Here is a 26755-nt window from a genome sequence, read left to right on the forward strand (position 1 = left end):
GGACAGCAAATGTTAGATGGAATACTAAGCGGTTTAGGTACCGCAATCATGCCGATGAATTTGCTGATGGTACTCACCGGTTGTTTTGTTGGAACGTTTATTGGCATGTTGCCCGGCTTAGGGCCGATCACCGCAATAGCCCTGATGATCCCGATTACTTATGGACTCGATCCTTCTTCCGGTTTGATATTGATGGCAGGGGTATATTACGGCGCCATTTTTGGAGCCTCATCCTCGTCAATTCTAATTAACGCACCAGGTTGCAGTGCAACGGTAGTCACCACCTTTGATGGTTACCCAATGGCTAAGCGCGGACATGCGGGTAAAGCTTTAGCTATTGCAGCATATGCATCGTTTACTGGTGGTACTTTAGGGGCAATCATGCTGCTGATTGCCGCTCCGTTATTAGCGAAAGTGTCTTTAAGCTTTCAAAGCGCGGACTATTTTGCATTGATGGTATTGGGTTTGTCGGCAGTTGCAGCTTTTGCTGGCAAAGGTCAGGTGGCCAAAGCCCTAATGATGACCGTATTAGGATTAATGCTTGCCACCGTTGGTACCGACCGCAGTGAAGGTGTTGAACGTTTCACTTTTGGCCAAATGGATTTAGTTGATGGCTTTAGCTTTTTACTACTAGCGATGGCAACTTTCGCCTTGGCTGAAACACTCATGTCTATTATGCAAGGCGGTTCAAACGAAGCTCAATCTGGAAAAGAGCTTGAGCCTGTTGAGCTTGGATCAATGAAGCTTACGCTTGCTGAAGTGAAAGAAATGGCGCCAACTACCTTGCGCTCGTCAATCCTGGGTTTCTTTGTTGGCGTTCTACCTGGAGCTGGCGCAACTATCGCCTCATTTTTGGCCTATGGTGCAGAGCGAAATATTGCCAATGATGAGCAAAAGAAGGAGTTTGGCAAAGGTTCTATCCGCGGTTTAGCTGCACCAGAAGCCGCTAATAACGCCGCATCTACGGGATCCTTTGTACCTTTGCTCACCTTGGGTATACCCGGATCAGGAACAACTGCCATTCTCCTCGGCGCGCTGCTCTCTTATGGTATTCAACCGGGGCCACAAATGTATGTGGAGTATCCGGATTTATTTTGGTCCATCATCATCTCAATGTACTTCGGTAATGTGGTACTGCTGATTTTGAATCTGCCCTTGATTCCCTATTTAGCCAAAGTACTCAATATTCCTCGCCCTTATTTGATACCAATGATTTTGCTATTTTCAATTACTGGCGTTTACTTGGTTTCTTTTAACAGTATGGATATTTTGATCATGGTTGCGGTGTGTGTGGCGGCGATGGTACTTCGAATATTACAGTTCCCTATGGCGCCAATGCTACTTGGATTTATATTGGGGGGAATGCTTGAAGACAATTTACGCAGAGCGTTGTTGATAAGCGATGGGTCACTAAGCTTTATTTGGGAGCGGCCGATTACCCTAAGTTTCATTTTAATAACCGCGATGATACTGCTTAGCCCGGTAATACGGATGCTGCTTGTTCGGTATAAAGCGAGTAATGAACGTGTTGCAGCTAAGCACTCTTAGTCAACGTCGCTTAGACAACAAAAAAACGGGGCCATAAGGTCCCGTTTTTGTTGGTCATTACTAACAAAATCAGGACAAAGTGAGATGAACCTTTGGCGCACATTTTAGCTGGTGTAATTGCTGTTTTAGAGTCGTCATATCGACATCGTCAGGAATACTGAGCTCGAGTTGGCCACTAAAAACAGTGTCCCCTAATTCTTGAATGGGTAGACGTTGGGTTTCGACGTGTAATATATCAATGCTGTTGGCTGATAGTAATTCGGTGAGGTCGTGAATAATACCAGCTTGGTCGCTAGCATCGATAACTAAGCGGTACTGCGATTGATGATCGGCGTGGTCGTCATAAAGTGTACGTATTTTTACTTCTAAACCATCGGTACTAAGCAGTTCTTGCTTAAGCGCATTGCCATGTTCTTGGTCGACGCGCATTTTAATTAAACCGGCAAATGTACCTTCAATATGGACCAGTTTGCTTTTCAGCATACTGGCATGATGAGTCACAGCTATTTTGGATATACGATGGAGCAGGTCACGCTGGTCACGTCCTGTGACGGTTACTAAGAATTCAGTTGTCATGTTAAGCTCCTAATTTAAAATCTAGAATAAGTGTAGCAAAACTCATAATAAAAGCTGTTAAGTCCTTGGCATTAATGGCTCTTGCTTTGTAACAGGGGAAGGTGTAGGTGTGTGGTAGCTTTGAACGCTATGTCGACGGTTATTTATACAACGGTCAACTTGGTCAAATTGATTTTAAATTTAGTAAGCTTGGCGAGTGTAAACCGAGCCAAACGATTGATGTTATTTCTTACGCCAGCGCAGATTATAACCAACAACATCGAGGTCATGCGATAGCGGATAAAACGCTACAACTACAGGCGTTTAACTGGGGACTAAAAACGCAATGGAGCCCAAAGTTACTCATCAATGCACGATTGGAAACGGTTACGCAAAAGCCTAGTTTTTCTGAAGCATTTGCTTATAGACGCTGCTTAATTGTTTTAAGTGCATGGCATGAATGGCGCGATGAAGGAGGGGCAAAAAAACAACAGTATCGTTTTAGTTATCAACACCGGCAAGCATTGGTCATGGCGGGTATCTATTACCCTGCAACTGAGCAGAGTGTGAATGGATCGTTCGTCAGTTTAACTTGCGCTCCTTCTCCAAAATTTAGCCAGTATCATCATCGTATGCCCTTTCTGTTGCGAGACCCCGAAGCATATCTGCAAGGCAATTTTAATGCAGCTCGCGCTGTGCGCGAACTGCATCTTGGCGACAGCCAAATGGCAATTGAAGCTGTCTAATGAGCTATTAACGCATGTTGAGCCAGGTTTTATAGCCACCGCTTAAGTTTTTGGCCTTGAACCCCTGATTCGCCAATTGACGATAAGCGACATAACCGCGTAATCCGACAAAGCAATAAATGAGTATTTCCATGTCTTTAGGCAATTCATCAAGTCGATCGCGAAGTTGGTCGAGGGGAATATTGAGAGCTCCGGGTATCGCTCCATTATTTAGAAGTTCTTGTGGATTTCTGACATCCAAAATCATCTGAGAATCGCTCAAATTATCAATTTCATGACTATGACAAATCTTATGCGAACCATTGCGAACGTTGCTTGCAACAAATCCGATTTGATTAACAGGATCTTTTGCGCTGCCAAAAGGAGGAGCGTAGCAAAGTTCTAGATCCTGCAAATCTTCGACTTTCAATCCCGCACGTTGGGCAACGGCTAATACGTCGATTCGTTTGTCAATGCCATCTTTACCAACTGCTTGAGCTCCAAGAATAGTGCCGGTTTCTGGGCAAAATAGCAGCTTGAGGTTAACACTTTCAGCTCCAGGATAGTACGAAGCATGGCTTGCACTGTGTACATAGACTTTTTCATACGAAATACCTTGGGCAGATAACTGTTTCTCGTTTAGCCCAGTGCTTGCCACGGCTAAATCAAATACTTTACAGATAGCTGTACCCTGTGTTTGCTTATAAGCCTGCTTTGCGCCAAAGATATTGTTGGCAGCCAATCGCCCTTGTCGATTGGCTGGCCCAGCTAAGGGAATAAATGCAGACTGCTGGCTTACCCAGTGCAGATCTTCAACCGCGTCACCCACAGCATAGATATCGGGGTCGCTACTTTGCATCTCTTGGTTAACTTTAATGCCGCCTAAGTTTCCAAGTTCAAGTCCTGCAGCTTTGGCTAGGCTTGTTTCTGGCTTCACTCCAATTGCCATAATCAGCATGTCAGTAGTCAGTGTTTTGTTGTTGCTAAGATTAAGCTTTAGTTTGCGTTTGGCTGAACTAGCACGCTCAACCGCTTCAAGAGCGGTATTTAAGCGAAGGTCAACTCCATGCCCTTCAAGTTCTTGGTGCAGAGGTTTTGCCATTTCAGCGTCAACAGGAGCCATGACTTGTGGTCCAAGTTCAAGCAAAGTGGTTTTTATTCCCCGCTCTGTGAGCGCTTCGACCATTTCTAAACCTATAAAACCACCGCCGACCACAGTCGCGTGTTGCGGTTTATGACGTTGCATATCATCAATAATGCGATCCATATCGGGTAGGTTACGCAAGCTATATATATGCGGTAAATCCAGACCGGGGAGAGGAGGCATGATCGGCGCAGCACCTGGACTTAGTACTAATTTATCATAGCTCTCGATATAAGTTTCACCGTTACTAAGGTTCTTGATTGAAACTTGTTTTTGCTCGCTATCAATAGCGGTCACTTCTTGGAGTACCCTCACATCGACATTGAAGCGGGTAGAAAAGCCGTCTGGTGTTTGTAGTAATAGATCGTCGCGCTCGCTGATGTCGCCGGCAATGTGGTAGGGAAGTCCGCAATTTGCAAAGCTAATATACGCGCCGCGTTCAAACATAATAATTTCTGAACTTTCATCTAATCGGCGAGCACGTGCAGCAGCAGATGCCCCACCAGCCACACCACCAATGATTACTATCTTAGTCATTTTAACTCCACAATTTGGTTTTAATGTTTCGAAATTTGTTGGTATCAATTGTAGGCAAGTCTAATCCTAGATTTATTGATGTGCAACAAGCTTTATTAGATTTGACTACATAAGCTTGTGACGTTAGAATCAATTTCATTTTCTGGTGGATTGCTAATGTCTGAATTAAATCAACTCTATGGTCAAGCAGAGCAAGTGAGCTTGCTGCTTAAAACAATGGCCCATCCTGAACGCTTGTTAGTGCTGTGCACTCTTTGCGAAGGTGAAGCCAATGTCGGTCTGCTGCACAGTCACTCTAAACTGGGGCAGTCGGCTTTCTCTCAACACCTACAGGTGCTCAAAGAGCACGGCTTAGTAAAAGTACGGAAGCAGTCGCAAATGGTGTTCTATTCTTTGGCTGATGAAAGAATTCAGAAGCTATTAGGAACCTTACAAGATAATTTTTGCCAAGATATGTCTAAGGCTTAGTGGACTCAATGATTACAATTAATTTTGAAGTTTTTACCCCTGGTTCAGCGATGTTAGGCGGAGCACTACTTGGTGTTTCTTCCATTCTGTTGATGTTATTTAATGGCAAGGTTGCTGGTATTAGTGGCATTTTTGGTGGTTTGATAAGTCGTCGCAAAGGCGATGTTACTTGGCGTTTACTATTTGTAGTGGCGCTATTGAGCTCTTACTTCTTGGTCAGCTTATTCAGCGAGCAACAACTTGAAATGCCAAGTTCGCCGCATTGGTTGTATGTCATTGCAGGGCTATTGGTTGGTTTTGGTACGCGAATCGGTAATGGTTGCACAAGTGGCCATGGGATCTGTGGTATTGGTCGCCTCTCAAAACGTTCTATAAGTGCCACCGTAATCTTTATGCTGGTTGCAATTACCGTTGTCAGTATTCGTCACTTTTTTGTTGGAGCGTAACCATGAAACGTTCAGTTATCGCACTTATAAGTGGCTTATTTTTCGGTTTGGGTATGAATATTAGCGGCATGGTATATCCCGAAAAAGTCCTAGGATTTCTTAATTTATTTTCAGGAGCTTGGGATCCTAGCCTGATTTTTGTTATCGGAGGCGCGCTGCTAGTGTTTGCTCCTTTTTATCATTTGGTTATTAAAAAGCGCAGTCAGTCACTTTGTGGTGACGCCATGTGTTTGCCGCATTCCAAACAAATTGATAAACCCTTAGTCTATGGCGCTGTGATTTTTGGCTTGGGTTGGGGATTGATCGGCATTTGCCCAGGACCAGCTTTGGCAGGTTTAATGAGCTTTGAGTCAGAGCTGTTCTTTTTTGTTGCAGCGATGTTCGCAGGCAACTATCTGGCTTCGCTTTGGCAAAAACGAGCTAATGTTGAGGTGAATCGAATTTAGCGGCGAATTGAGGGATCTTCTCTCCGTATTTTAGTGTTTGCGCATGCTTTGATGCATAATGCTAAGCTTCTGCTTGTTTTAGACAAGCTAGTAAAAAGAACCGGATGAAAGTGCTGATGTAAAAAAATGTGATTTACACAGCACAATTTATTTAGTTTTAACGTTACGATTGTTGCATGCATGAGTGATTGCAACGAAGCACTATACGAATAATTAATCAACGAGAACTACAACACAAATGGCTCGCCCGACTCTTAAAAGTATTTCAAAGCGCACCGGTTATTCTTTAACGACTATATCTAGAGCGCTGAAAGATGGACCTGAAGTTAAGCCGGAAACAATAGCTAAAGTTAAAGCCATTGCTCAAGAGCTTGGTTATCGGCCCGATCCAAGCGGTTTGCGATTAAGAACCGGTAAAACCTTTGTTATATGTGCAATTATTCCAGTTATCCCAGTCATTCAACCAGGACAAACGGTCGGTGACTTAGGCAGTTTGCGCTTAGTTAAAGGCTTAACGGAAGCGCTCAAAGGCACTAATTACCATCTAATGGTGTTGCCTGACTCTGGTACTGGGGATCGCATGGAAGACGTGCGTTATGTCGTCGAAAGTGGGATTGCCGATGGTCTAATTTTAAACCTTACTAGTACTGATGACCGCCGGGTTCGCTATCTTCATGAGCAAAAATTCCCGTTTATCACCTTTGGTCGCACAGAACTCAGTTTTGACCACGCCTTTTTTGATGTCGACAACATCGATTTTGCTTATCGAGCCTCAAGTGCTCTATATAAAAAGGGCCGTTTTAATCAGCGAATTGTAGTCTCTGATCTTAGCTACAGTTACTGTGTACATCAGTGGATGGGATTCAAGCGAGCAGCGCTTGAGCATGGTGTGGAGGTAAACCAGCAGCAGCACCTCATCGAAGAGGCTAAAATACCAAGCTATGACGAGCTCGTAGTTAGTATGCAAAGTAGCGATGAAACAGTTGATGGGATTATTTTTCCTGGTGAAATTACATGCCTTGGAGTTTTGTCATCTTTGCAAAAACGCGGCAAGACAATAGGCAAAGATATCGATTTAGTCACGCTTGAGAACTCACACCTCGTTGATTTTTTTGGAGTGCCTATTACTAGTTTTCACCAAGATACGCTGCATGTAGGTAATCGTTTAAGTACGATGCTGCTTGAGCAAATAGACGGTAAACCGGCCGAAGATCTACAAGAATTAGTCTGTACCAACCTCAGAGAGGCTGGTGTTTAGATACTTTTTTTAGGCATTGCTAGGAACTTTGGTTAGTTGATGAACGAAGTGCCATCGGCAGGTTAATTATATTAGCTTGGGCTAACCTTTAGTGCTGGTTCGCACTCATGCCTTTATCAATCCAACATGATCTCACTTGCTTGGTTTTCTCTGGCAAACACCTGTGTTTTTGTGTACCCCATTTTCTGCTATTTGATGGTTTTTACTATTCTAAGCCAGTCCATTTAAGCATCGTTGTAATCGCCTTAATCGGATGAGTTCCTTTTAGATTATCTTCTCTATGAGCTTTAGTAGATTGTTACTAGCGCGACTACCGACTACCTCTCTTGCACAAGGACGCTAATACTTAGCGAAGCAAAAAGCACGCGGCTTAGTTTTGCAGTTGCGCGTGCTGTTGCTAAACCCACCTGTTAGTCAATCCGCAATAGATTTGCGCATCAGTCTTGGCAAATTGAATTCAAGATTTGCTTTGTCTTATCGGTTACAAACAAAGTGAGAGCTTGCGCACGCAATCGGAATTGCGAATGTGAGCTTTGATGGCTGTTTGACTTTTTATTGTTACCTAGATCAAATTTCAGCCTTATTATAATTGTAACGTTAAAATTGTAACGTTACTTTAGCCGTAGGTTGTTACTTGAATTTGGTTTCACCCTAGATTTTGGCCTGTACTTGGCTTTTCTGCACGCTTATTAGGACTACACATGACATCTTCAACTCTAAACCTTGATGGAACGTGGTTGTTGCGCAACTTGAATGGCGAACAACAATGTGATTTCACGCTCCCAGGTGACGTTTTTAGTGCCCTTCTTGCTGCCGAGTTAATTCCGGACCCTTATTTTGCTGAAAATGAACACTTAGTTCGCTGGGTCGGTGAAACCGACTGGGAAATCAGCAAATCTTTTAATGTTGACCCCCACCTTCTTGAAGGCGAACACGTTTTCTTAGAATTAAATCGTGTCGACACTATGGCTGACGTTTTTGTTAACGATACGTTAATCCAAAGTTGTAGTAATTCATTCACCCGCTATCGTCCCGAACTTAAATCAAGTTTGGTGTCGGGTGAAAACACAATACGCATAGTTTTTAAGCGTATCGATAAGATTGCCTTAGAACGTGCGCAATCAATGCCTTATCCAGTGCCATTCTCAGCCGGTGATAACAATACCGTGCCGCATATGAATACGGTGCGTAAGACGCAGTGCCATGCGGGTTGGGATTGGGGTATTACCCTGATGACGAGTGGCGTTTATGAAAGTGTATTCATTCAATCAGTGCACAATCAACGCATTGACTACCTAACCAATGTTCAACGCCATAGTGAAAACGGTGTTGAAATCGAATTTTCTACAAAAGTATTTATTTTCCAAGCTGGTGAGTTCAGCCTAGATTTCTCTTTCAATGGGCAACAAAAACGCATTACTAGAGATTTGGAAGCTGGCGAGCATAGTATTGAATGTGTGTTCAACGTAGAACAACCGAAATTATGGTGGCCTGTTGGTTTTGGCGATGCCCATCTTTATCCGGTAGAAGTGAGCAGTCTTGACGGGCAATCAATACAGCAGAATATTGGTTTACGCGAATTGGTTGTTGATAACTCCCGCGATGAAATCGGCAAACGTCTAACTATTTTAGTCAACGGCATTGAAATCTTTTGTAAGGGTGCGAACTGGATCCCCTCAGATGCATTAATCTCTCGTCAAACTGAGGCGAAACATCGCGGTTTATTGGAGGATGCTGTTGCTGCAAACATGAACATGATTCGTGTTTGGGGTGGTGGTCAGTATGAATACGACCATTTCTACGATATTTGCGATGAACTTGGCTTATTGGTTTGGCAAGATGCGATGTTTGCTTGTTCGCAGTATCCATCTTTAGATTGGTTTTTAGAAGAAGTAGGTGAAGAACTCAAGCACCAAACGCAACGCCTAAGCCATCACTGTGGCTTAGCGCTATGGTGCGGAGACAATGAGGTCATCGGAAGTTTAACGTGGTATGACGAGTCTAAAAATGACCCTCTAAAATATTCGGTTAACTACGATCGATTAAATCATTTTATTGATCAAAGTATCTCAAAGTACGATCCGCAACGTATGTTTTGGCCAAGCTCTCCTTGTAATGGTCCGATGGACTTCGGTGGATGGCACGACGATACCTCAGGTGATATGCATTTCTGGAATGTATGGCATTCGGGTGAGTCTTTCGATGCTTATTACAGCGTACGTCCGCGTTTTTGTAGTGAGTTTGGTTTTCAAAGCTTCTCGTCTTTGCCCTCAACAAAAGAGTTTTTACCTGAAGGGGAGTTCAACGTAACCGCCCCTGCGATGGAACATCACCAAAAAAATAATCGTGGCAATTCAATCATCACTGAAATGTTTACTCGCTTGTTTCGTATGCCAAGTAGCTTTGAACAGCAGCTCTATTTGAGCCAAGTTCAGCAAGCAATGGCTATGGGAGTGGGGATTGAGTATTGGCGTAGTACACGTCCGGTATGTATGGGGACATTGTACTGGCAGTTGAACGATAACTGGCCGGTCGCTTCATGGTCTTCTATTGAATACAACGGGCGTTGGAAGCAACTGCATTATCACGTTTGTCGTTCTTACAATCCTGTCATGGTTACCGCCTACGTAAAAGACCAAGCGCTACAAATTTGGGGCGTTAATGACCAAGCACAGCATGCCGAAGTGTTCTGCCAAGGAGGTATCTATGACCTCAATGGTAAATTACTTGTTGAGCTACCTGAACAAAGTCGCCTCGAAGCCGGTGAAGCACGCTGTTTATTTTCCTTACCCCAAAGCGAGTGGTTAGATGACGTGCGCGAGCGGTTCGTATTGGTTCGTTATCAAGGTATGTGTCAAGGCAAAGTCTATGAAGGCGAGCGCTTGTTGTTCTTAACCGAACCTAAGCGCGTTGCTTTGCCAGCAGCAACTATCAACCATCGTTGCGTTGCGCTTGATGATGGAAAAATTGAAGTGCAGTTGTCGAGCAATAAACCAGCCTTTTATGTGACCTTAGAAGTTGATGGTGACACGGGCGTGTTTGATGACAACAGTATCAACCTTAGTGTGGGAGAGACCCGTAACTTGGTATTCACACCTCGCCAAGGCATCAGCCTAGAAAGCTTTACGACTCAGCTGAGAATTTACGATTTAGCAAATGCCACGATGGCATAAGCTGATTTAGTTTGAATCCCCATAATAATAGCAATGGGATTTATGGAGCCGCGATCCAAGACTTTGTTTTCTTAGTTTGCGGCAATCAAAACGTGAAAAGGAAGAAGTATGAATAAGTTAACGAGCATCGCTGTCGCGACCTCCATGGCCTTTGCAATCGGTAGTGTTCAGGCTGCTGAAACCCCTAACCTTAGAATTCTAAATGAGTTTTCTACCGGTTGGGTACAAAACTTTAACCCCTTCATCGGTGGTCGTCAGTCAGTTGATATGGTGCTTGAGCCACTAGTTATTTTCAACATGATTGACAACATGAAGCCTCACTTCTGGCTGGCTACAGGCTACAGCATGAGTGAAGATCTTAAGGTGCTAACCTTAAATTTACGTGAAGGCGTAAAATGGTCTGATGGCGAAGATTTCACCGCTGATGATGTGGTATTCACGTACACTTATCCAAAAGATCACCCAGAAATTGATACCCAAGGTATCGCAAGTAAAGTAGAAAAGGCCGTTAAAGTTGATGACTATACGGTTGAACTTCATCTTGTAGGTGAAAACGCTTTCGCAGCAAATGACCTTATCGGTCAAGGCCTCATGATGCTTCCAGAGCATTACTGGTCAAAAGTTGAAAACCCAGCTAACGATACTTATGAAGCAATGATAGGCACCGGTCCTATGACCGAGCTTAAACGCTTTACTCCACAGGTTTACGTGCAATGTACTAACGGTGAGTACTGGAATAAAGATCTTTCAGTTGAGTGCGTAGAATTCCCGCAATTTGGTAACAATGATGCTGCACTAGAGATGATGGCCAAAGGTGAGACCGATTGGAATGGTATTTTCATTCCTGATGTTGAACGCACCTTTGTTAGCCAGGCTGAAGGCAATAAGTACTGGTTCCCTTCTGGTGATGGTGTTCGTATCACCATGAACTTCCAAACCGAAAATGAATCCGCACGCCGCGCATTTGAAAGCGTTGAGTTCCGCAAAGCGTTTAGCCTTGCGATGGACCGTGATGCGATGATGATGATTGGTGCTTACGGATATGTTACTGGTGACAACCCTGCTTCTGACTTACCACCTGTTCAGTGGGGCTGGCGTAACAAGGACGCGGATAAGATCTGGAGTGAGTTCTATCAGTTTGATGTTAAGAAAGCCAAACAACATCTAGCTGACGGTGGATTTAAAGACACCAATGGTAATGGTTTTGTTGAGAACCAAGATGGCGAAACTTTCCAGTTTAAAATCCAAGTACCAAGTGGTTGGACTGATTGGGTAAACAACGCGGCAATCGCAGTTGAGGGTCTACGTGCTGCAGGTATTGATGCAAGTGTGGTTACACCTGAAGCAAACGCCTATGCTAAAAACTGGGACGGCGGTAACTTCGAAGCCTGCTTCTGTGGTGGTTCAATTCAAAGCTCACCTTGGAAGTTCTACGACTTCACCATGCATTCTCGTTTTGCGCAAGGTCCACAATGGTGGTCTACATCAATGACCAACTATGTTAATCCTGAACTAGATCAATTGATTGAAACCTTGGGTGCAACTATTGATACGGCTAAGCAAAAAGAAATTGTTGACCGTATTGAGATGATTAACGCGGTAGAAATTCCACAAATTCCACTGTACTACAACGGTGTTTGGTATAGCTACAACGATACTCGTTTCACTGGTTTCTGGAATGCTGAAAACCCAGTTGCACATCCAGCACCATGGAACAACAACAACCGTCTATTACACCTAATGGACATCAAACCTCGCGGTTAAAGAAAAATGAGAGGCGAGTTTTCGCCTCTCACTCTTTCCCATGTTTGTGCTACATCTAACGAGGTCACAATGCGCTATATATTTACCCGGCTAGGGTTCTATTTCTTGGCATTTTTATTTGCCGTCACGATTAACTTCTTTTTACCCAGAATGATGCCTGGTGATCCGATTTCTTCATTTCTAGGTCGTCTAGCGCAAAGCGGTGGTCAAATTACCCCCGAGACCATAGCCGCTTTAGAAGCGCTTTATGGTTACAGTACATCAGTGCCTTTATGGCAACAATTTATTGGTTATCTGCAAAGTATTATGGTTGGTGAATGGGGCGTTTCAACGCGCTTCTTCCAGCCTGTTATCGAAGTATTGGGTCGTGGTACTCAATGGACTTTATTGCTTGTGGGTGGCTACTTACTTATCTCTTATACCTTGACGACTTTCCTAGGTATTTATGTAGCTTGGAAGCGCGGCACTTGGGCTGACAGTCTCATCACTGTGGGTTCAGTGGTTATTTCTTCTATCCCTGCAGTGGTGATGGCGCTGCTTCTCTATTTTGCCTTTGCCTCAAATTTAGGATGGTTCCCAACCGGTTATGCCTATGACCCAGCATTAGATCCAGCCTATACCTGGGAGTTTGTATCCAGTGTGCTCTATCACTTAGCGCTACCGATGATTGCGATGGTTCTGCTCGGTATGGGCAACGTCATGGGGATGCGCTCAAACATGATTAACCAGCTTGGCGAAGACTTCATCGTCATGGGTTGGGCCAAAGGGGTTCGCGATCGCAAGGTGATGTTTAGTTACGGTGCTCGTAACGCCATTTTGCCAATGATTACGTCGTTTGCCATGTCAGTCGGAGCCATCTTTGGTGGTTCATTGATTATCGAGATCATCTTTAACTATCCGGGCTTAGGGCAGGTCATGTTCCAAGCGATGTTAGCGCGTGATTATCCGCTTATTCAAGGCTACTTATTGATGATGACCATTATGGTACTTTCAGCCAACTTTATTGCTGACATGCTGCTATTCGCCTTAGACCCACGTCTACGTACAGCTTTGGATTAATAGGACTAAATTATGAAATTCTTAAAAAGCCTAAAGGCCATGTTTTTGAGTAATCCGAAGGCGTCAGTTGGAGCCTCCATGGTTCTGATTATTTTTGTACTGTGCTTTGGAGCGCCTTTATTTACTGACTATGAGCCCAATGCGCGGATTGCGCGTCCACACCAAGCACCAAGTGCCGACCATATCGTAGGTACAACTCGCATGGGTCGAGACGTGTTGTCGCAAACTCTCTACGGTGGTCGAACTTCGATCATGGTAGGTTTTGTCGCGGGTGGTTTCGTGATGCTAATGGCAATGGTGGTAGGTATTAGCGCGGGTTACTTTGGTGGCTGGGTTGATAACATATTGTCGTTCTTTACTAATATGGTGATGGTTATTCCAAGTTTGCCATTGATGTTGGTATTAGCAGCATTTTTGGACCAAGTGTCGCCCTTTGTAATAGCTGTGATCATTGGTGCTACCTCCTGGCCATGGGGAGCGCGGGTCATACGGGCGCAAACTTTATCCATTCGTAACCGCGACTTCATCCATGCTGCAGAGGTAATGGGTGAGCGCAAACGCCGCATGCTATTTTTTGAAGTTATGCCAAATATGATGTCAATTTTAGCCAGCTGCTTAATCGGAACGATTATCTACGCAATTATGACCGAGGCTACATTAGGTTTCATCGGACTCGGTGATCCCTTGTCGGTAACCTGGGGAGTGATGCTTTATAACGCACAACAAACCTCGGCTATTCGGATTGGCGCATGGTGGGAAATTTTGGCTCCAAGCGTAATGCTAGCATCTCTAGCGATTGGTTTAGCACTCATAAACTTCTCAATTGACGAAGTATCGAATCCTAAGCTTCGTGCCCAAAGAATTATGGCTAAGTTCCGTCGCGAGCAGAAAGTAGAAGCGAAAAAGAAAGCTGCCGCAATACGTAACGCTGGTAGTGAGCCAATGGAGGCCAAAGCATGAGTGATCTAGTTCAAGTAAACAATTTGTGTGTTGATTATATTACCTTTGGAGGCCGCGTTCGCGCCGTTGACGATGTCAGCTTTAGCATTAAAAAGGGTGAGATCTTGGGGCTGGCGGGTGAGTCTGGTTGTGGTAAAAGCACCATAGCATTTGCCTTGATGCGCTTACACCGTCCACCTGCGTTGATCTCGGAAGGTGAAATACTATTTGATGGTAAAGACATACTAGATTTCAGTGATGAAGAGCTACGTAAATTCCGCTGGGCCGATACCTCAATGGTGTTCCAAAGCGCTATGAGCTGTCTTAACCCAGTGAAAACCATTGAATCGCAATTTTATGACATCTTTGAAGCTCACAACGTTGTTTCAACTAAAGAAGAAGGCGCTGAGCGCGCCAAAGAGCTGTTGCAGATTGTAGATATTCCACCTGAGCGTTTGTACGACTATCCACACCAGTTTTCAGGTGGTATGCGCCAACGGGTTGTGATTGCGATGGCTCTAGCTTTGAAGCCAAAGTTATTGATCATGGACGAACCAACCACCGCTTTGGATGTAGTTGTACAGCGTGAAATTTTACAGAAAGTGTATGAGCTAAAAGAAGAGTTTGGCTTCTCGGTATTGTTTATTACCCATGACCTTAGTTTGATGGTTGAGTTTTGTGACCGTATTGGAATTATGTATTCAGGCAAACTGGTTGAAGTTGCGCCTTCTAAAGAAATACTGGGCAAACCTCAGCACCCTTATAGTTTTGGTTTAGGGAACTCCTTCCCAACCTTACATGGGGAATTACAAGAAATGATTGGTATACCGGGTTCGCCTTTAGACCTTAATCATGTGCCAGATGGGTGTCGATTTGCTGAGCGTTGCTTTAATGCAAGTGAGCAATGTCGCACAGATGAGCCGCAATTGCGCAATGATGAGGCGCGAGGTTGGGTTGCTTGTCATCATCCTTTGGCTATTGACTTTCGTGAGCTGCAAGACGCTCCGTGCTCAGAATTGAACTAGGACCTATTATGCAAACTCATGTTCCAGTTACAAGCGACCAAAAGATTACCTTGGAAGCCAACGATTTGTGTATCGACTTCGCCAAAGAACGCAAATCTATATTTAGCCCTAAGCAGTATTTGAGAGCGCTTAATGGTCTCAATTTTAAAATGTATGAATCGCGCTGTTTAGCGGTTGTTGGTGAATCAGGTTGCGGGAAAAGTACTGCAGCTCGAATTGCCACTAAAATTTATAATCCGAGCTCTGGGCAAGTAAAATTCAGAGGTCAAGACATCACAGAGATCGAATCTGGCCAAGCGCTGCGCGATTATCGTAAAGACGTGCAAATGGTATTTCAAGACCCCTTTGGCTCGTTGAATCCATTGCATACTATTCGGTATCACTTAAGTCGCCCGCTTAAAATTTACCATGGCCTGGCTAAAGGTTCTGAATTAGAAGATCGATTAGTTGGCTTGCTTGAACAAGTGGGTCTGACACCTGCGCGTGATGTATTGAGCAAGTTCCCCCATCAGCTTTCGGGTGGGCAACGGCAGCGAGTTTTCTTAGCCAAAACCTTAGCCATAGGTGCCAACGTGATTTTGGCTGATGAACCAACCTCGATGCTTGATGTATCGATTCGAATTGGCGTTCTCAATTTGATGAGCCAAATGAAACAAGAAATGGGTAAGTCATTCATGTACATCACCCATGATATTGCTACGGCGCGCTACTTTGCCGAAGATACGGTTGTTTTATATTGCGGGCACATGGTTGAGTGGGGTAGTACTGAAGAAATTACTCAGAATCCTCAACACCCTTATACCCAGTTATTACTAGCAGCGGTGCCTGATCCTAAACGTAGTATTCACCAAAAACTACCAACCCACCGCGCCTTGGAAACCCCAATGTGGTCCCCTGATAAAACCGGTTGTCCATATGCTGCGCGCTGTCCACAGGCTAAGCCAGCTTGTAGTGAGTACTTACCTGAAGCTAAGGAAATTGCACCGCAGCACTATGTGCGCTGCCATTTGTTTATGTAGGAGCCCTGCTTGGGTCTAGGCCTTAGGCCCAAGCTTTTATTGCTATTCGAGTCCTCACTTTTATCTAAACGAGCAAGCAAGTGCGGACAAGCTTAGGTATTATATTCATCCCGTAAGTTCCAATTAAGGTAGATTTCGCGTGTATATTGGTTTTGATATTGGCGGTACAAAAACTGAAATTATTGTGTTGGATGCGCATGGAGAGCAACACTTCAAAAAACGAATTCCAACAGAGCATGATTACCAAGGTTTTTTGAATAATATCGAGAGCTTAGTTTTAGAAGCTGAGCGCAGTGTAGGGGGGGCGTGTTCAGTTGGGATTGGCCTGCCAGGGGTGCTTGATCCGCGTACCGGACTCATCAAAAATGCCAACTGTACTTTTCTCAACGGACATCAACTAAAAAAAGACCTCGATGCCCGCTTAAATCGCTCGGTAGCTATTGCTAACGATGCCAACTGCTTTGCTTTATCAGAAGCTGTAGATGGCGCTGCAGCTGGAAAATCGGTGGTATTTGGGGTTATTTTAGGCACGGGTTGCGGAGGCGGACTGGTCGTTAATCAGCAGGTGATTGGCGGTTTAAACGCAAACGCTGGCGAGTGGGGCCACAACCCTTTACCTGGGTTTAATTCCGAGATTGACGGTAATCCCGTTCAGTGCTTTTGCGGTGGTAAAAACTGCCTTGAGAAATTTGTATCGGGTACCGGCTTTACTCGGCAATATAACCAACATAGTTCTGCGCAACTAACTGGGCCGGAAATCTTTGCCAAACTTGAATCTGGAGATGCGCTGGCAAAACAGTGTTACGAGTTGTTTATTGATCAACTTGCGCGTGCGTTAGCATCTTTGATCAACAGCATTGACCCCGATGCAATTGTTGTTGGTGGCGGTTTGTCAAATGTTAGCCGTATTTATGACGACGTAAAGCAACTTATCCCGAATTATACGATTAGCGATGATGTGGTCATTAATTTATACCCAGCTAAGTATGGCGACTCGTCAGGGATACGCGGTGCAGCGTGGTTGGCTCGTTAAGTCCAATCCAGTCCTTCTTTTTATAGTTATTCGCAATCGGATTGAAAGCAAAATTGTAAAATATGTCGGCAGTTATTCAATTTAGTTTGAGTCACTGCCTTTTTACTATCTGAACACTTGAAAGAGTTAGGCTGAACTAAATCACAACGATTCTCATAAACTGAGAATGCCTCGATTACTAATTCTTTAATCTTTTCGTCTATATACAGTGTGACCGCGATTGCTAGCTGTTTACCTCTTGGGTACGAGTAATGAACTTGTTTTGTTTGGGCTGTTGTCCAGCTTGTTGGTCTCAGCGGGTGGGATTCTAGCGATGGCTATAGCAGCAAATCTGATGATCAGTCCGGTAACCGTGTTTATGACCGATTTGCTTCCGATAACTCGCCATGCTCCCAAAAAGATAGCAATTCTATCTAGCCCTTAAGTGTTCTGAGACCAGTATCGGCCAAGACCTGTTCAACAATTTAGGTCATCCATCGACTCCCTCCTATGGACAATAATTAGAACCTTAACTTGGCAAAGTAAACGTGCAGTGAATTGCACAACAACAGGAGAAGGGGGATTTAGTTGTCGTTAATTAGGTTTAATACCAACAATTAATTGAATTGGCTGTAAGGTATAGTTTACTAATTAATCTACGATTGATGTACAAATACGATTTCAGTCTATTTGCTGCAAAAAATTTTGAACCTTAGCTTAGTGGTTTATATCTATATTGAGCCATTATTCTAGACGATTGTTCGTTTGTTTTCTAATATGCCAGTTCCCGACTTGCCTTATTACATTTCCGTAACAATCAACATCGTCAATACAGTTAATGGTACTTTTTATAAGCATGAGTTTTATTTTTAAACAATTTTTGATAGCGTTATCAATGCCGCTTAAAAACGCAGCAATTTGAAGGCCTTTTGTTCAGTTTTCTAAAGTGTTTGCTTGTTTTTTCGGTAATGAATCAAGTTCATAGCGCTAAGTTGAAAGTAAATCTAATATTTATTATGCCATAGCAAGCTCGCTTGCCTTGTTTTGATAAGTCTTCGAAAAACTTGCTACCGTGCGCCTCAAAGCAATACTTTAAGTTACAATAAAATTTCAATAGGAAAATAGAATGTCTAACACTGTTACTGGAACCGTTAAGTGGTTCAATGAATCTAAAGGTTTTGGTTTTATTGCTCAAGAATCAGGTCCAGATGTATTCGCACATTTTAGCGCAATTACAGGTACGGGTTTTAAAACCTTGGCCGAAGGTCAAAAAGTTCAATTCTCTATTAGCCAAGGTCAAAAAGGACCTCAGGCAGATAACATTGAACTCATCTAAATCGTAACTCGTAATTTGTTAGAATGGCGTTATTCATTAACGTCATTTTTTATGCCTGATAAATGACATTTATTGGTTATCAAACGCGATGACACACTGAAGTTAGTTCTATGCTGCTTTATCAGATAACCAACCTCACTCGATTTTCCAAACCTCTGCCGTTGGTCTTCACAATCCAAAACTCTCCGATTGCTACTTTTATTGACACTCTTGTTCTGTAATTTCTGAGTTTAGTCCTTGGGATATCAGGAGGAAGAGGGCGAACTGCGCGAAAGTCCTTTTGTGAAGGAGTATTGTCAGTACCACACAAGCGTATATCACTAAATTTGAGAAAAAATGTGGGGTTTATGCGCTGAATCCGTGTTTTACGTTGTTGGTTTATTCTATAATCTCGGCCTAAAACTATTTTAATAACTGCTAAGAGCGGAAACACAACATGACCACAAACAATAACGTCTCCTCAGTGGGGCTATTTCAACGATTTTACGACATTCCCCTTGTTGCCCAAATTCTAATTGGTATCATTTTAGGCTCGGTTATTGCAATTGTGTCACCGCAAACGGCCACCAGTGTCGGCTTACTTGGGGCCTTGTTTGTTGGAGCCCTGAAGGCCGTGGCACCCATCTTGGTTTTTGTACTAGTAGCGGCCTCTATTGCCAGCCATAGTGCGACCCAGAAAACTCATATAAAACCGATTATCGGAATGTACGTGTTTGCAACCTTCGCGTCAGCACTTACTGCGGTAATGTTTAGTTTTGCCATGCCGACGACTTTGATTCTTGTTGATGCCGCGCAAGGCAGTAATCCTCCGCAGGGTATAGTCGAAGTATTAAATACCTTATTATTTAAAGTCGTAGACAACCCAATCAATGCCTTAAGTACAGGGAACTATATCGGCATACTGGCTTGGGCTATCGGTCTGGGTTTGGCATTGAAATCTAGTTCTGATAGTACAAAAGCGGTATTTAATGATGTTGCTGATGGCGTTAGTAGTATCGTGAAATTTGTCATTCGACTTGCTCCTTTTGGTATTTTTGGTCTCGTCGCAAGTACCATTGCAGCAACTGGATTTAGTGCACTTCTAGGTTATAGTCAATTGTTACTGGTGCTATTAAGCGCCATGGTATTTGTGGCGTTGGTAGTGAATCCGGCTTTGGTGTTCTATAAAACCCGTCAAAACCCATACCCCTTAGTGTTTCAATGCTTACGTGAAAGTGGTATTACAGCTTTCTTTACTCGCAGCTCAGCGGCCAATATTCCTGTTAACATGGATTTATGCCGCCGCCTAGATCTTGATGAAGATACCTATTCAGTATCGATACCACTAGGCGCTACAATCAACATGTCAGGTGCCGCGATTACCATTACGGTGCTTACCCTTGCTGCTGTGCATACGCTAGGCATCGAAGTTGATTTCGCAACTGCAGTTCTGCTAAGCGTTGTTGCAGCTGTTTCGGCTTGTGGTGCCTCAGGTGTCGCTGGTGGCTCTCTATTGCTTATCCCGCTGGCCTGTAGCTTGTTTGGTATCGCCGACGAAGTAGCAATGCAAGTTGTCGCAGTAGGCTTTATTATCGGTGTGATACAAGATAGTGCAGAAACGGCCTTGAATAGCTCGACTGATGTTGTGTTTACCACCGCTTGCTGTCGAGCCGACGCCAAATAAAATTTGTACCAGTAACTATTTAAGGCAGCATAGGCTGCCTTTTTTGTGTTTATTCATCGCAAAACTCAAGCTTTAACGGATAGCTGAGTTACTCTTTTGGCATCCACGTAGTCAGCAAGTCATTCTATCTGCACGAAATAATTCCAGTGACCGAGCATACCCGCTAAGCCAATCCATCGTCGTTTGTCCACCATCGCATTAAGCTTGAGCTCAATTGCTTGGGGCAACTGTGTTTCGTGTTCAGCTGCTACGAAATCAGGTTTGAGTAAGCGTTATCTGTCCGGTGAAGTGAATAGCAGTGATTAACTTTGGGCTATCATTTTTCCGATCAAGCTACCTGGTCATTTCACTCTAATGGTTAAGCCAAGCGACCAATCATGAAAGGCCCAGTAACTAAAGCCATCACCACAAACTATGCTCTGGTAATTGATAACAGATACAAAAAAGCCCCGAGAAATCGGGGCTTGGTTTATTGATTCGTTAATCGTAAGCTTCTATTCGCGCTCTTTTGAGTACGGAACACCAATTGCTTTAGGAGCAACGGCTTTACCGATAAAGCCTGCGAGTAAGAAAACAGTAAGTACATATGGGACCGCTTCAATGGCTTGTACGGGAATTTGGAACTCTCCAATACTAACCCCTTGCAAACGAATCGCCATAGAGTCTAAGAAGCCAAAGAGTAAACAGGCTCCCATCGCAGTCCAAGGTTTCCACTTACCGAAAATTAATGCGGCCAAAGCCATATAGCCCTTACCCGCACTCATATTCGGAATAAACTGAGCTGTTTGACCCACCGACAAATATACGCCGCCTAGGCCTACTAGGATGCCGCAAATTATGACAGCACTGTAGCGCATTTTTGCAACGGAGATACCCGCAGTATCAACTGCTGAAGGGGACTCTCCAACTGCTCGTAGGCGCAAGCCAAAGCGTGTTTTAAACAAAATATACCAGGCAATAGGCACAGCCGCAAAAGCGACATACTCAAGTAAAGAGTGTCCAGAAATAAGCTCAGAATAGAGTAGCCCAATTACTGGTACGTCCTGCAAGGCGTCTGCGCCAGGTAAATGAATCGGTGCAAAACGAGCATCGCCACTTAGCGCTGGCGTTTGGCCACCTTGTTTAAACCAGTGGCGACCTAAAGTCACGGTAAGTCCAACAGCTAAAATGTTGATTGCCATACCACTGACAACTTGGTCTCCACGGTGAGTAATCGTTGCAAAGCCGTGTAGTAGTGACATACAGACAGCAACTAAAACTCCTGCAATACAACCCAGCCAAGCTGAACCTGTTACATAAGCCACTGCTGCGCCAGCAAAAGCGGCAGCCAGTAGTTTGCCTTCAAGAGCAATGTTTACGATACCAGAGCGTTCGCAAAACATACCGGCTAAGGAAGCAAAAATGAGCGGGGTTGCAACGCGAATCGTCGCGTCCAACATCAAAATTAGTGTTTCGAACATTATGCAGCCTCCTCGTTAGTTTTCGCAAACAGCTTTAAGTAGGTGTTTTCTATACTAGGACGTAGCATGTGCTCTAAGGCACCACAGAATAGAATCACAAGGCCTTGCAGAACCACCACAATGTTTCGGTCCACGCCATACTCAAAGCTAAGCTCAGCGCCGCCTTGGTATAAGAAGCCAAATAACAAGCTGGCGAGTAGTACCCCAATTGGATGATTTCGTCCCATAAGCGCCACCGCGATACCGGTAAACCCAAAACCTTCAACGAAATTAAGTTTGATTTGGTGCAGTTCACCTTGTAATACGTTGAGTGCAAAAAAGCCGGCTAACATACCAGAGACCAGCATGGTCAGACATACGATACGAACGTACTTGATACCTGCATACGTTGCCGCACTGGGGTTAGAACCAACAGAGCGAATCTCATAGCCCCAGCGAGTGTGCCAAATAAACAACCATACAAACACACAACAAACGAGTGCGAAGAAGAAGCTCAAGTTGAGTGGGCTTGCCGACATTTCATAGCCAAATAGAGCAAAAAACTCGTGCATTTTGGGCAGCCAACTGCCTACAGCAAATACGCGACTTTCGGTGGCCATGGTGTTCTCTGGCTTTAGAACTTCTACCAACAGATAGGCCATCAATGATGCGGCGATAAAGTTGAACATGATCGTAGTAATAACAATGTGTGAGCCGCGCTTAGCTTGCAAGTAGGCTGGAATGAACGCCCATGCAGCACCAAAGACACCACCGACAACAATTGCTACGGGAAAAACTATATACCAAGGTGCAAATTCACCAAGGGTTAAGCAGACTAAACCTACACCTAAACCACCGATGTAAGCTTGACCCTCACCACCAATGTTAAATAGACCCGCATGAAATGCGACTGCAACCGCAAGGCCGGTGAATATGAAGCCGGTTGTGTAGTACAAGGTATATCCGATACCTTCAGCATAACCAAATGCGCCTTGCCACATTACTTTTGCAGCGTCGATAGGGCTGATATCAATGTAAATGAAGAGTAGGGCCGAAACTAAAAATGCGAGCAATACGTTAATTGCTGGCAGTAAGGCGACCGTTACCCACGCTGGAACGCGAGCTTGACTCATGATTGCTCTCCTTGCGGTTTAGCGCCTTTTTTCAAGTGCTCTGGCATAATATTTGCCATCATTAATCCAAGTATTTGTTCGTTTGCATCATCGCTGTTAACTTCGCCAACAACGGCGCCATCAAAGAGTACGATGATTCTATCCGCAAGATTCATAATCTCGTCAAGTTCAACCGATACCAGCAGTACTGCCTTACCGGCGTCTCTAGAGCTAATTACCTGCTGGTGAATGTACTCGATGGCGCCAATATCTACGCCTCGAGTTGGTTGCCCAACTAATAGCACATCTGGGTCTTGTTCCATTTCGCGAGCGATGACCAATTTTTGTTGGTTACCACCAGAGAAATTAGCGGTTTTAAGGGTTGGATCAGCTGGGCGTACATCCCATTTATCCATATTGGTTTGGCAGCTTTGATTGATCGCTTTTTTGTCTTGGAGTAAGCCTTTGTTGTACATCGGTAATTGGTGATAACCCATGATGTAAGCTTCTTGAGCTTCAAACTTGTTAATCAGTCCCATCTTATGACGATCTTCTGGGATATGACCTACACCCATTGCGCGCACTAATTGCGGATCGCTAGGATTAGCAGCTGAAATGGTATTGTTATTGAGAACAATCTCACCGGATGTCGGTTTGATTATGCCGCCGAGCAAGCTTAAGAGCTCAGACTGTCCATTACCGGATACGCCAGCAATACCGACGATTTCACCTGAACGTACAGAGAAGGACATTTTTTTGACCCGCTCAACACCGCTGCTATCCACATAACACAGATCTTTAACTTCAATTAGAGACTGTTTGGGAGCCGCTTGGCCGCGATCAACTTTTAGCAATACTTTACGGCCAACCATCATTTCAGCTAGATGTTCTTGGCTGGTATCTTTGGTCGCTACGTGTCCCACCATTGCACCTTGTCGCATCACACTGACATTGTCGGTGACGGCTAACACTTCGCGCAATTTGTGAGTGATGATCATAATCGTGGTTCCCTGCGCGCGCAGTTTATCCAAGATTTTAAATAAGTGGTCTGCTTCCTGTGGAGTCAAAACTCCGGTTGGTTCATCAAGAATTAGAATCTTCGCACCGCGATAAAGAGCCTTAAGGATCTCTACTCGTTGCTGTAAGCCTACTGGAAGTTCGCCGACGATTGCATCAACAGGTACTTCTAGGCCATAGCTGGTGGCTAATTCTTCCAACTTTAGTTTAGCACTGGCCAAGCTTTCATTAAGCTTCCATCCATCTTCGGCGCCCAGAACAACATTCTCAAGAACCGTGAAGGTCTCTACTAACATGAAATGCTGATGCACCATACCGACACCGGATGCAATCGCGTCTTGCGAGCTCGAGGGTAGAAATGGTTTGCCGTCAATCATCATCGAGCCTTTATCGGCTTTATAAAAACCGTAAATAATGCTCATCAATGTTGATTTACCTGCACCATTTTCACCAATGATGCCGTGGATTGTGCCTTTGGGTACTTGTAAACTGATATCTCGATTGGCATGTACTGCGCCAAACTTTTTATCAATATGACTCAGTTCAATGGCGTAAGCTTGTTCTTGACTCACTTGAAATTCCTAGTCCATAAAAAGCAAAAACCCAATATTCAGCACTAGCCGAATATTGGGTAAAGTAACTAATTAAAAGTTACAGGTGTTATCTGACATATAGTCATGTACTGAGATCTTACCAGCGATGATGTCGGCTTTTAAGCCTTCAACATAAGCTTTCATATCTTCAGAAATCAACGAAGCATTGTGCTCATCAAGAGCCCAATCAACCGCATTTTCTTTAAGACCTAAAACCTTAATACCTGGTTGCCATTCACCATTCATGCCTTCTTCCCAAGTTCCGTATGCAGCAACACCTACGCGCTTAACCATAGAGGTAAGCATAGTGCCTGGCTGAACGAAGTTTTGGTTTGAGTCGACACCAATAGCGTAGTTACCAGCATCTTTCGCTGCTTGATAAACACCTAGGCCTGTTCCGCCAGCAGCTGCATAAATGATATCCGCACCTTGAGAGAACTGAGATTTAGCAAGCTCAGAACCTTTAGCCGGATCGGCGAACGCTGAAGGCGTAGAACCGGTCATGTTTTGGATGTATTTGATATCAGGATTTGCAAACTTCGCACCTTGCTCGTAACCACAAGCAAATTTACGAATGAGTGGGATATCCATACCACCAACAAAACCTACCGTGGCAGTTTTTGATGTTTTAGCAGCCAATGCACCAACCAAGAATGATCCTTCATGCTCTTGGAAAACAATAGACTGTACGTTTGGCTTGTCTACTACCATATCGATGATAGTGAACTGTGTGTCTGGAAATTCAGCGGCTACTTTTTCAACTGCAGAAGCAAAGTTGAAACCAACCGCTACAATTGGTGTAAATCCGCGGCTAGCTAAGCGACGAAGACCTTGTTCGCGCTGCGCTTCATTCTGAGGTTCAAATTCACGAACTTGAACGCCTTTGTCTTTGTTAAAAACTTCAACGCCGTTGCGAAATACAGCTTCATTGAAAGATTTGTCGAATTTACCGGCAGTATCATAGACAACCGCTGGTTTTGCTGCAGCTAATGCTGCAAATGATGAGACAGCTAGAGCAACTGCTGACAAAGTAGTTACGAGTTTTTTCACATTGTTCTCCCTGTGTGTTAACCCAAAAATGTTTTGTTTACGATAAACCCTATAATCATAGCCGAAAAAGGCAAACACAAGAAGCGTCGGCTTTTCCAGATTCTGCGGTTTCAAGGGATTTTGTTTGGTTTATCGCCGCTTTCATAGTCTATTCCGCTCATGCTGTTATTTGCCAACACGTCGATAACGAAATCAGCGTAAATTTAAACCTTAGAACTAAGAAAATAAAGCGCTTGTTCTGAGTATGAGCTACGTAAACAGGGTTTAAGTCAAAAAATTGTGAGATATATGCCTGAAAGAGTAGTTGGTGCTCGTTTTATAGACAATGGATGGTGTCGGAATCGCTACAAAAACATGACCAAACGGTCAGAAAGTGGTTAATTGTTCTGCTGAGGGGGAATAATCGGTATTAATGTCTAAAGTTTTAAAATAGTTAGCGAGATCTCAATTTCGATGGTTAAAAAATATACAAATTGTGTGTTGCGAAAAAGGCAATGTCGTCAAACATTGCCTTTTAACAAATTTATTCAAATTTGAATTTAGAACTTCATGTTCACACCAAGCTTAACTTGGTGGTCAGCTTTGGCTTTGGTGCCGTCATAGTTAGTGCTGTCTAGGTTTTTGTCTGAATACTGAATATAAGGTTCGTAGTTGTTCAGATTCGTCAAAAATACTTTGTATTCCAAGCTATTGTTTCGCTTACGATCAGATACGTTACCTGGGGCAACTTTGTCGGATTTAATGTCTTGATAAACATAATTTACTGAGGCGCCAAACATATCGCCTTTCCAACCTAAAGTGATGTCTGCGCGGTTTGTATTGATATCCCCAAAATTGGCATTGGTTATCGCATTGTCGTTTTTAGTGCTGTCATAACGATAACGAGCAGCTGTAAACACACCGTTATCAAAGTTATAACCCGCTTTTAAACCAGCTTTACTGGTATTGGTTTGGTTAATATTGTTTTGCGTATACTCAACCCGTGGTTGCACATAAGCGTTACCAAAGGCGTAGGTATAATCAATACCAATAGTGCCTTCGTGTAGACTTTTGTTTTGTTGTGCTTCAGAGTATTCTTTGCCACCAAGGCGAGTTTTGCCTTCTACATCAAAGCCGAATTTTCCTACTTCAGTATCAAACTCATAGCCGCCTTTTAGCGCTCCAAGCGTTTGAGAATCGTTGTTGAATTCTACAGCTGCGCCAGCACGGATAGCATTGGCAGACGCGACACCAGATGTCATAGCCAAAGCCAATACTGAAATTGTAACAATTTTTTTCATTTTAAAGCCTTTAATCGGAATAAAGTAAACACGTCCCTGCGCGTTTACGAGCTCGATCGCACTCGCTATGTATTTCCGTTGTGGTTATGATGTTGCAAACTAATTTTTGGCTCAAATCACATTGTGTTCGACTTTCGAGACACTGTT

At 43.9% G+C, this 26755-nt stretch carries 22 protein-coding genes; 15 read left to right on the plus strand and 7 right to left on the minus strand.

The window, feature by feature from the left end; translation table 11 throughout:
• The first annotated feature begins 9 nt into the window (after positions 1–9).
• Complete coding sequence (locus DBZ36_RS09000; protein ID WP_120354615.1) at positions 10–1548, plus strand: tripartite tricarboxylate transporter permease; 1539 nt, start codon at positions 10–12, stop codon at positions 1546–1548.
• Between the two features lie 69 nt (positions 1549–1617).
• On the opposite strand, the gene DBZ36_RS09005 is transcribed toward DBZ36_RS09000, so the two are convergent.
• Positions 1618–2124, minus strand: coding sequence for a glycine cleavage system protein R (locus DBZ36_RS09005; protein ID WP_120354616.1), 507 nt, complete (start codon positions 2122–2124; stop codon positions 1618–1620).
• A 107-nt stretch (positions 2125–2231) separates the two neighbouring features.
• On the opposite strand from DBZ36_RS09005, the gene DBZ36_RS09010 reads away from it, so the two are divergent.
• Entirely contained in the window at positions 2232–2849 is a 618-nt protein-coding gene (locus tag DBZ36_RS09010) for an SOS response-associated peptidase (RefSeq protein ID WP_120354617.1), read from the plus strand.
• A 7-nt stretch (positions 2850–2856) separates the two neighbouring features.
• On the opposite strand, the gene DBZ36_RS09015 is transcribed toward DBZ36_RS09010, so the two are convergent.
• Positions 2857–4509, minus strand: coding sequence for an FAD-dependent oxidoreductase (locus DBZ36_RS09015; protein WP_120354618.1), 1653 nt, complete (start codon positions 4507–4509; stop codon positions 2857–2859).
• A gap of 156 nt (positions 4510–4665) precedes the next feature.
• Between DBZ36_RS09015 and DBZ36_RS09020 the strand changes: the two genes are divergently transcribed.
• The 13 genes from DBZ36_RS09020 (at position 4666) to sstT (ending at position 20117) form a co-directional block, all read left to right on the plus strand.
• Positions 4666–4977 carry an ArsR/SmtB family transcription factor gene (locus tag DBZ36_RS09020; RefSeq protein WP_120354619.1) on the plus strand — a complete coding sequence of 104 codons (312 nt, stop codon included), beginning with the start codon at positions 4666–4668 and terminating at the stop codon, positions 4975–4977.
• 8 nt (positions 4978–4985) lie between these two features.
• A complete protein-coding gene (locus DBZ36_RS09025) occupies positions 4986–5423 on the plus strand; it encodes a YeeE/YedE family protein (RefSeq protein ID WP_120354620.1) in 438 nt (145 codons plus the stop codon).
• A 2-nt stretch (positions 5424–5425) separates the two neighbouring features.
• The gene (locus DBZ36_RS09030) at positions 5426–5869 is read left to right on the plus strand and encodes a YeeE/YedE family protein (RefSeq protein WP_120354621.1); all 444 of its coding nucleotides are present in this window, start codon (positions 5426–5428) and stop codon (positions 5867–5869) included.
• 238 nt (positions 5870–6107) lie between these two features.
• The gene (locus DBZ36_RS09035; protein ID WP_120354622.1) at positions 6108–7127 is read left to right on the plus strand and encodes a substrate-binding domain-containing protein; all 1020 of its coding nucleotides are present in this window, start codon (positions 6108–6110) and stop codon (positions 7125–7127) included.
• Positions 7128–7828: 701 nt separating this feature from the next.
• On the plus strand, positions 7829–10300 hold the full coding sequence (locus tag DBZ36_RS09040) for a beta-mannosidase (RefSeq protein WP_120354623.1): 2472 nt from the start codon (positions 7829–7831) through the stop codon (positions 10298–10300).
• A 108-nt stretch (positions 10301–10408) separates the two neighbouring features.
• Positions 10409–12064, plus strand: a complete 1656-nt coding sequence (locus tag DBZ36_RS09045) for an ABC transporter substrate-binding protein (RefSeq protein WP_120354624.1) — start codon at positions 10409–10411, stop codon at positions 12062–12064.
• A gap of 69 nt (positions 12065–12133) precedes the next feature.
• On the plus strand, positions 12134–13123 hold the full coding sequence (locus DBZ36_RS09050) for an ABC transporter permease (RefSeq protein ID WP_120354625.1): 990 nt from the start codon (positions 12134–12136) through the stop codon (positions 13121–13123).
• A gap of 12 nt (positions 13124–13135) precedes the next feature.
• Positions 13136–14083, plus strand: a complete 948-nt coding sequence (locus DBZ36_RS09055) for an ABC transporter permease (protein ID WP_120354626.1) — start codon at positions 13136–13138, stop codon at positions 14081–14083.
• Positions 14080–15087 (plus strand): ABC transporter ATP-binding protein, encoded by a 1008-nt coding sequence (locus DBZ36_RS09060; protein ID WP_120354627.1) that lies wholly within the window; start codon positions 14080–14082, stop codon positions 15085–15087. The genes DBZ36_RS09055 and DBZ36_RS09060 overlap by 4 nt, the downstream gene beginning before the upstream one ends.
• Positions 15088–15095: 8 nt before the next feature.
• Complete coding sequence (locus DBZ36_RS09065) at positions 15096–16106, plus strand: ABC transporter ATP-binding protein (protein ID WP_120354628.1); 1011 nt, start codon at positions 15096–15098, stop codon at positions 16104–16106.
• Positions 16107–16245: 139 nt separating this feature from the next.
• Positions 16246–17139: an ROK family protein gene (locus DBZ36_RS09070; RefSeq protein ID WP_120354629.1), complete on the plus strand. Its 894-nt coding sequence runs from the start codon at positions 16246–16248 to the stop codon at positions 17137–17139.
• A 1105-nt stretch (positions 17140–18244) separates the two neighbouring features.
• Positions 18245–18454, plus strand: a complete 210-nt coding sequence (locus tag DBZ36_RS09075) for a cold-shock protein (RefSeq protein ID WP_120354630.1) — start codon at positions 18245–18247, stop codon at positions 18452–18454.
• A 436-nt stretch (positions 18455–18890) separates the two neighbouring features.
• Positions 18891–20117 carry a serine/threonine transporter SstT gene (sstT, locus tag DBZ36_RS09080; protein ID WP_120354631.1) on the plus strand — a complete coding sequence of 409 codons (1227 nt, stop codon included), beginning with the start codon at positions 18891–18893 and terminating at the stop codon, positions 20115–20117.
• A 494-nt stretch (positions 20118–20611) separates the two neighbouring features.
• On the opposite strand, the gene DBZ36_RS09085 is transcribed toward sstT, so the two are convergent.
• The 5 genes from DBZ36_RS09085 to DBZ36_RS09105 form a co-directional block, all read right to left on the minus strand.
• Positions 20612–21577 carry an ABC transporter permease gene (locus DBZ36_RS09085; RefSeq protein WP_120354632.1) on the minus strand — a complete coding sequence of 322 codons (966 nt, stop codon included), beginning with the start codon at positions 21575–21577 and terminating at the stop codon, positions 20612–20614.
• Positions 21577–22689 carry an ABC transporter permease gene (locus DBZ36_RS09090; RefSeq protein WP_120354633.1) on the minus strand — a complete coding sequence of 371 codons (1113 nt, stop codon included), beginning with the start codon at positions 22687–22689 and terminating at the stop codon, positions 21577–21579. The genes DBZ36_RS09085 and DBZ36_RS09090 overlap by 1 nt, the downstream gene beginning before the upstream one ends.
• Entirely contained in the window at positions 22686–24257 is a 1572-nt protein-coding gene (locus tag DBZ36_RS09095; protein WP_120354634.1) for an ABC transporter ATP-binding protein, read from the minus strand. The genes DBZ36_RS09090 and DBZ36_RS09095 overlap by 4 nt, the downstream gene beginning before the upstream one ends.
• A gap of 72 nt (positions 24258–24329) precedes the next feature.
• Positions 24330–25328, minus strand: coding sequence for a BMP family lipoprotein (locus DBZ36_RS09100; protein WP_120354635.1), 999 nt, complete (start codon positions 25326–25328; stop codon positions 24330–24332).
• Positions 25329–25867: 539 nt separating this feature from the next.
• On the minus strand, positions 25868–26608 hold the full coding sequence (locus DBZ36_RS09105) for an oligogalacturonate-specific porin KdgM family protein (protein WP_120354636.1): 741 nt from the start codon (positions 26606–26608) through the stop codon (positions 25868–25870).
• Positions 26609–26755 lie beyond the last annotated feature (147 nt).

It is taken from the genome of Alginatibacterium sediminis, assembly GCF_003610775.1.
Classification (GTDB): domain Bacteria; phylum Pseudomonadota; class Gammaproteobacteria; order Enterobacterales; family Celerinatantimonadaceae; genus Alginatibacterium; species Alginatibacterium sediminis.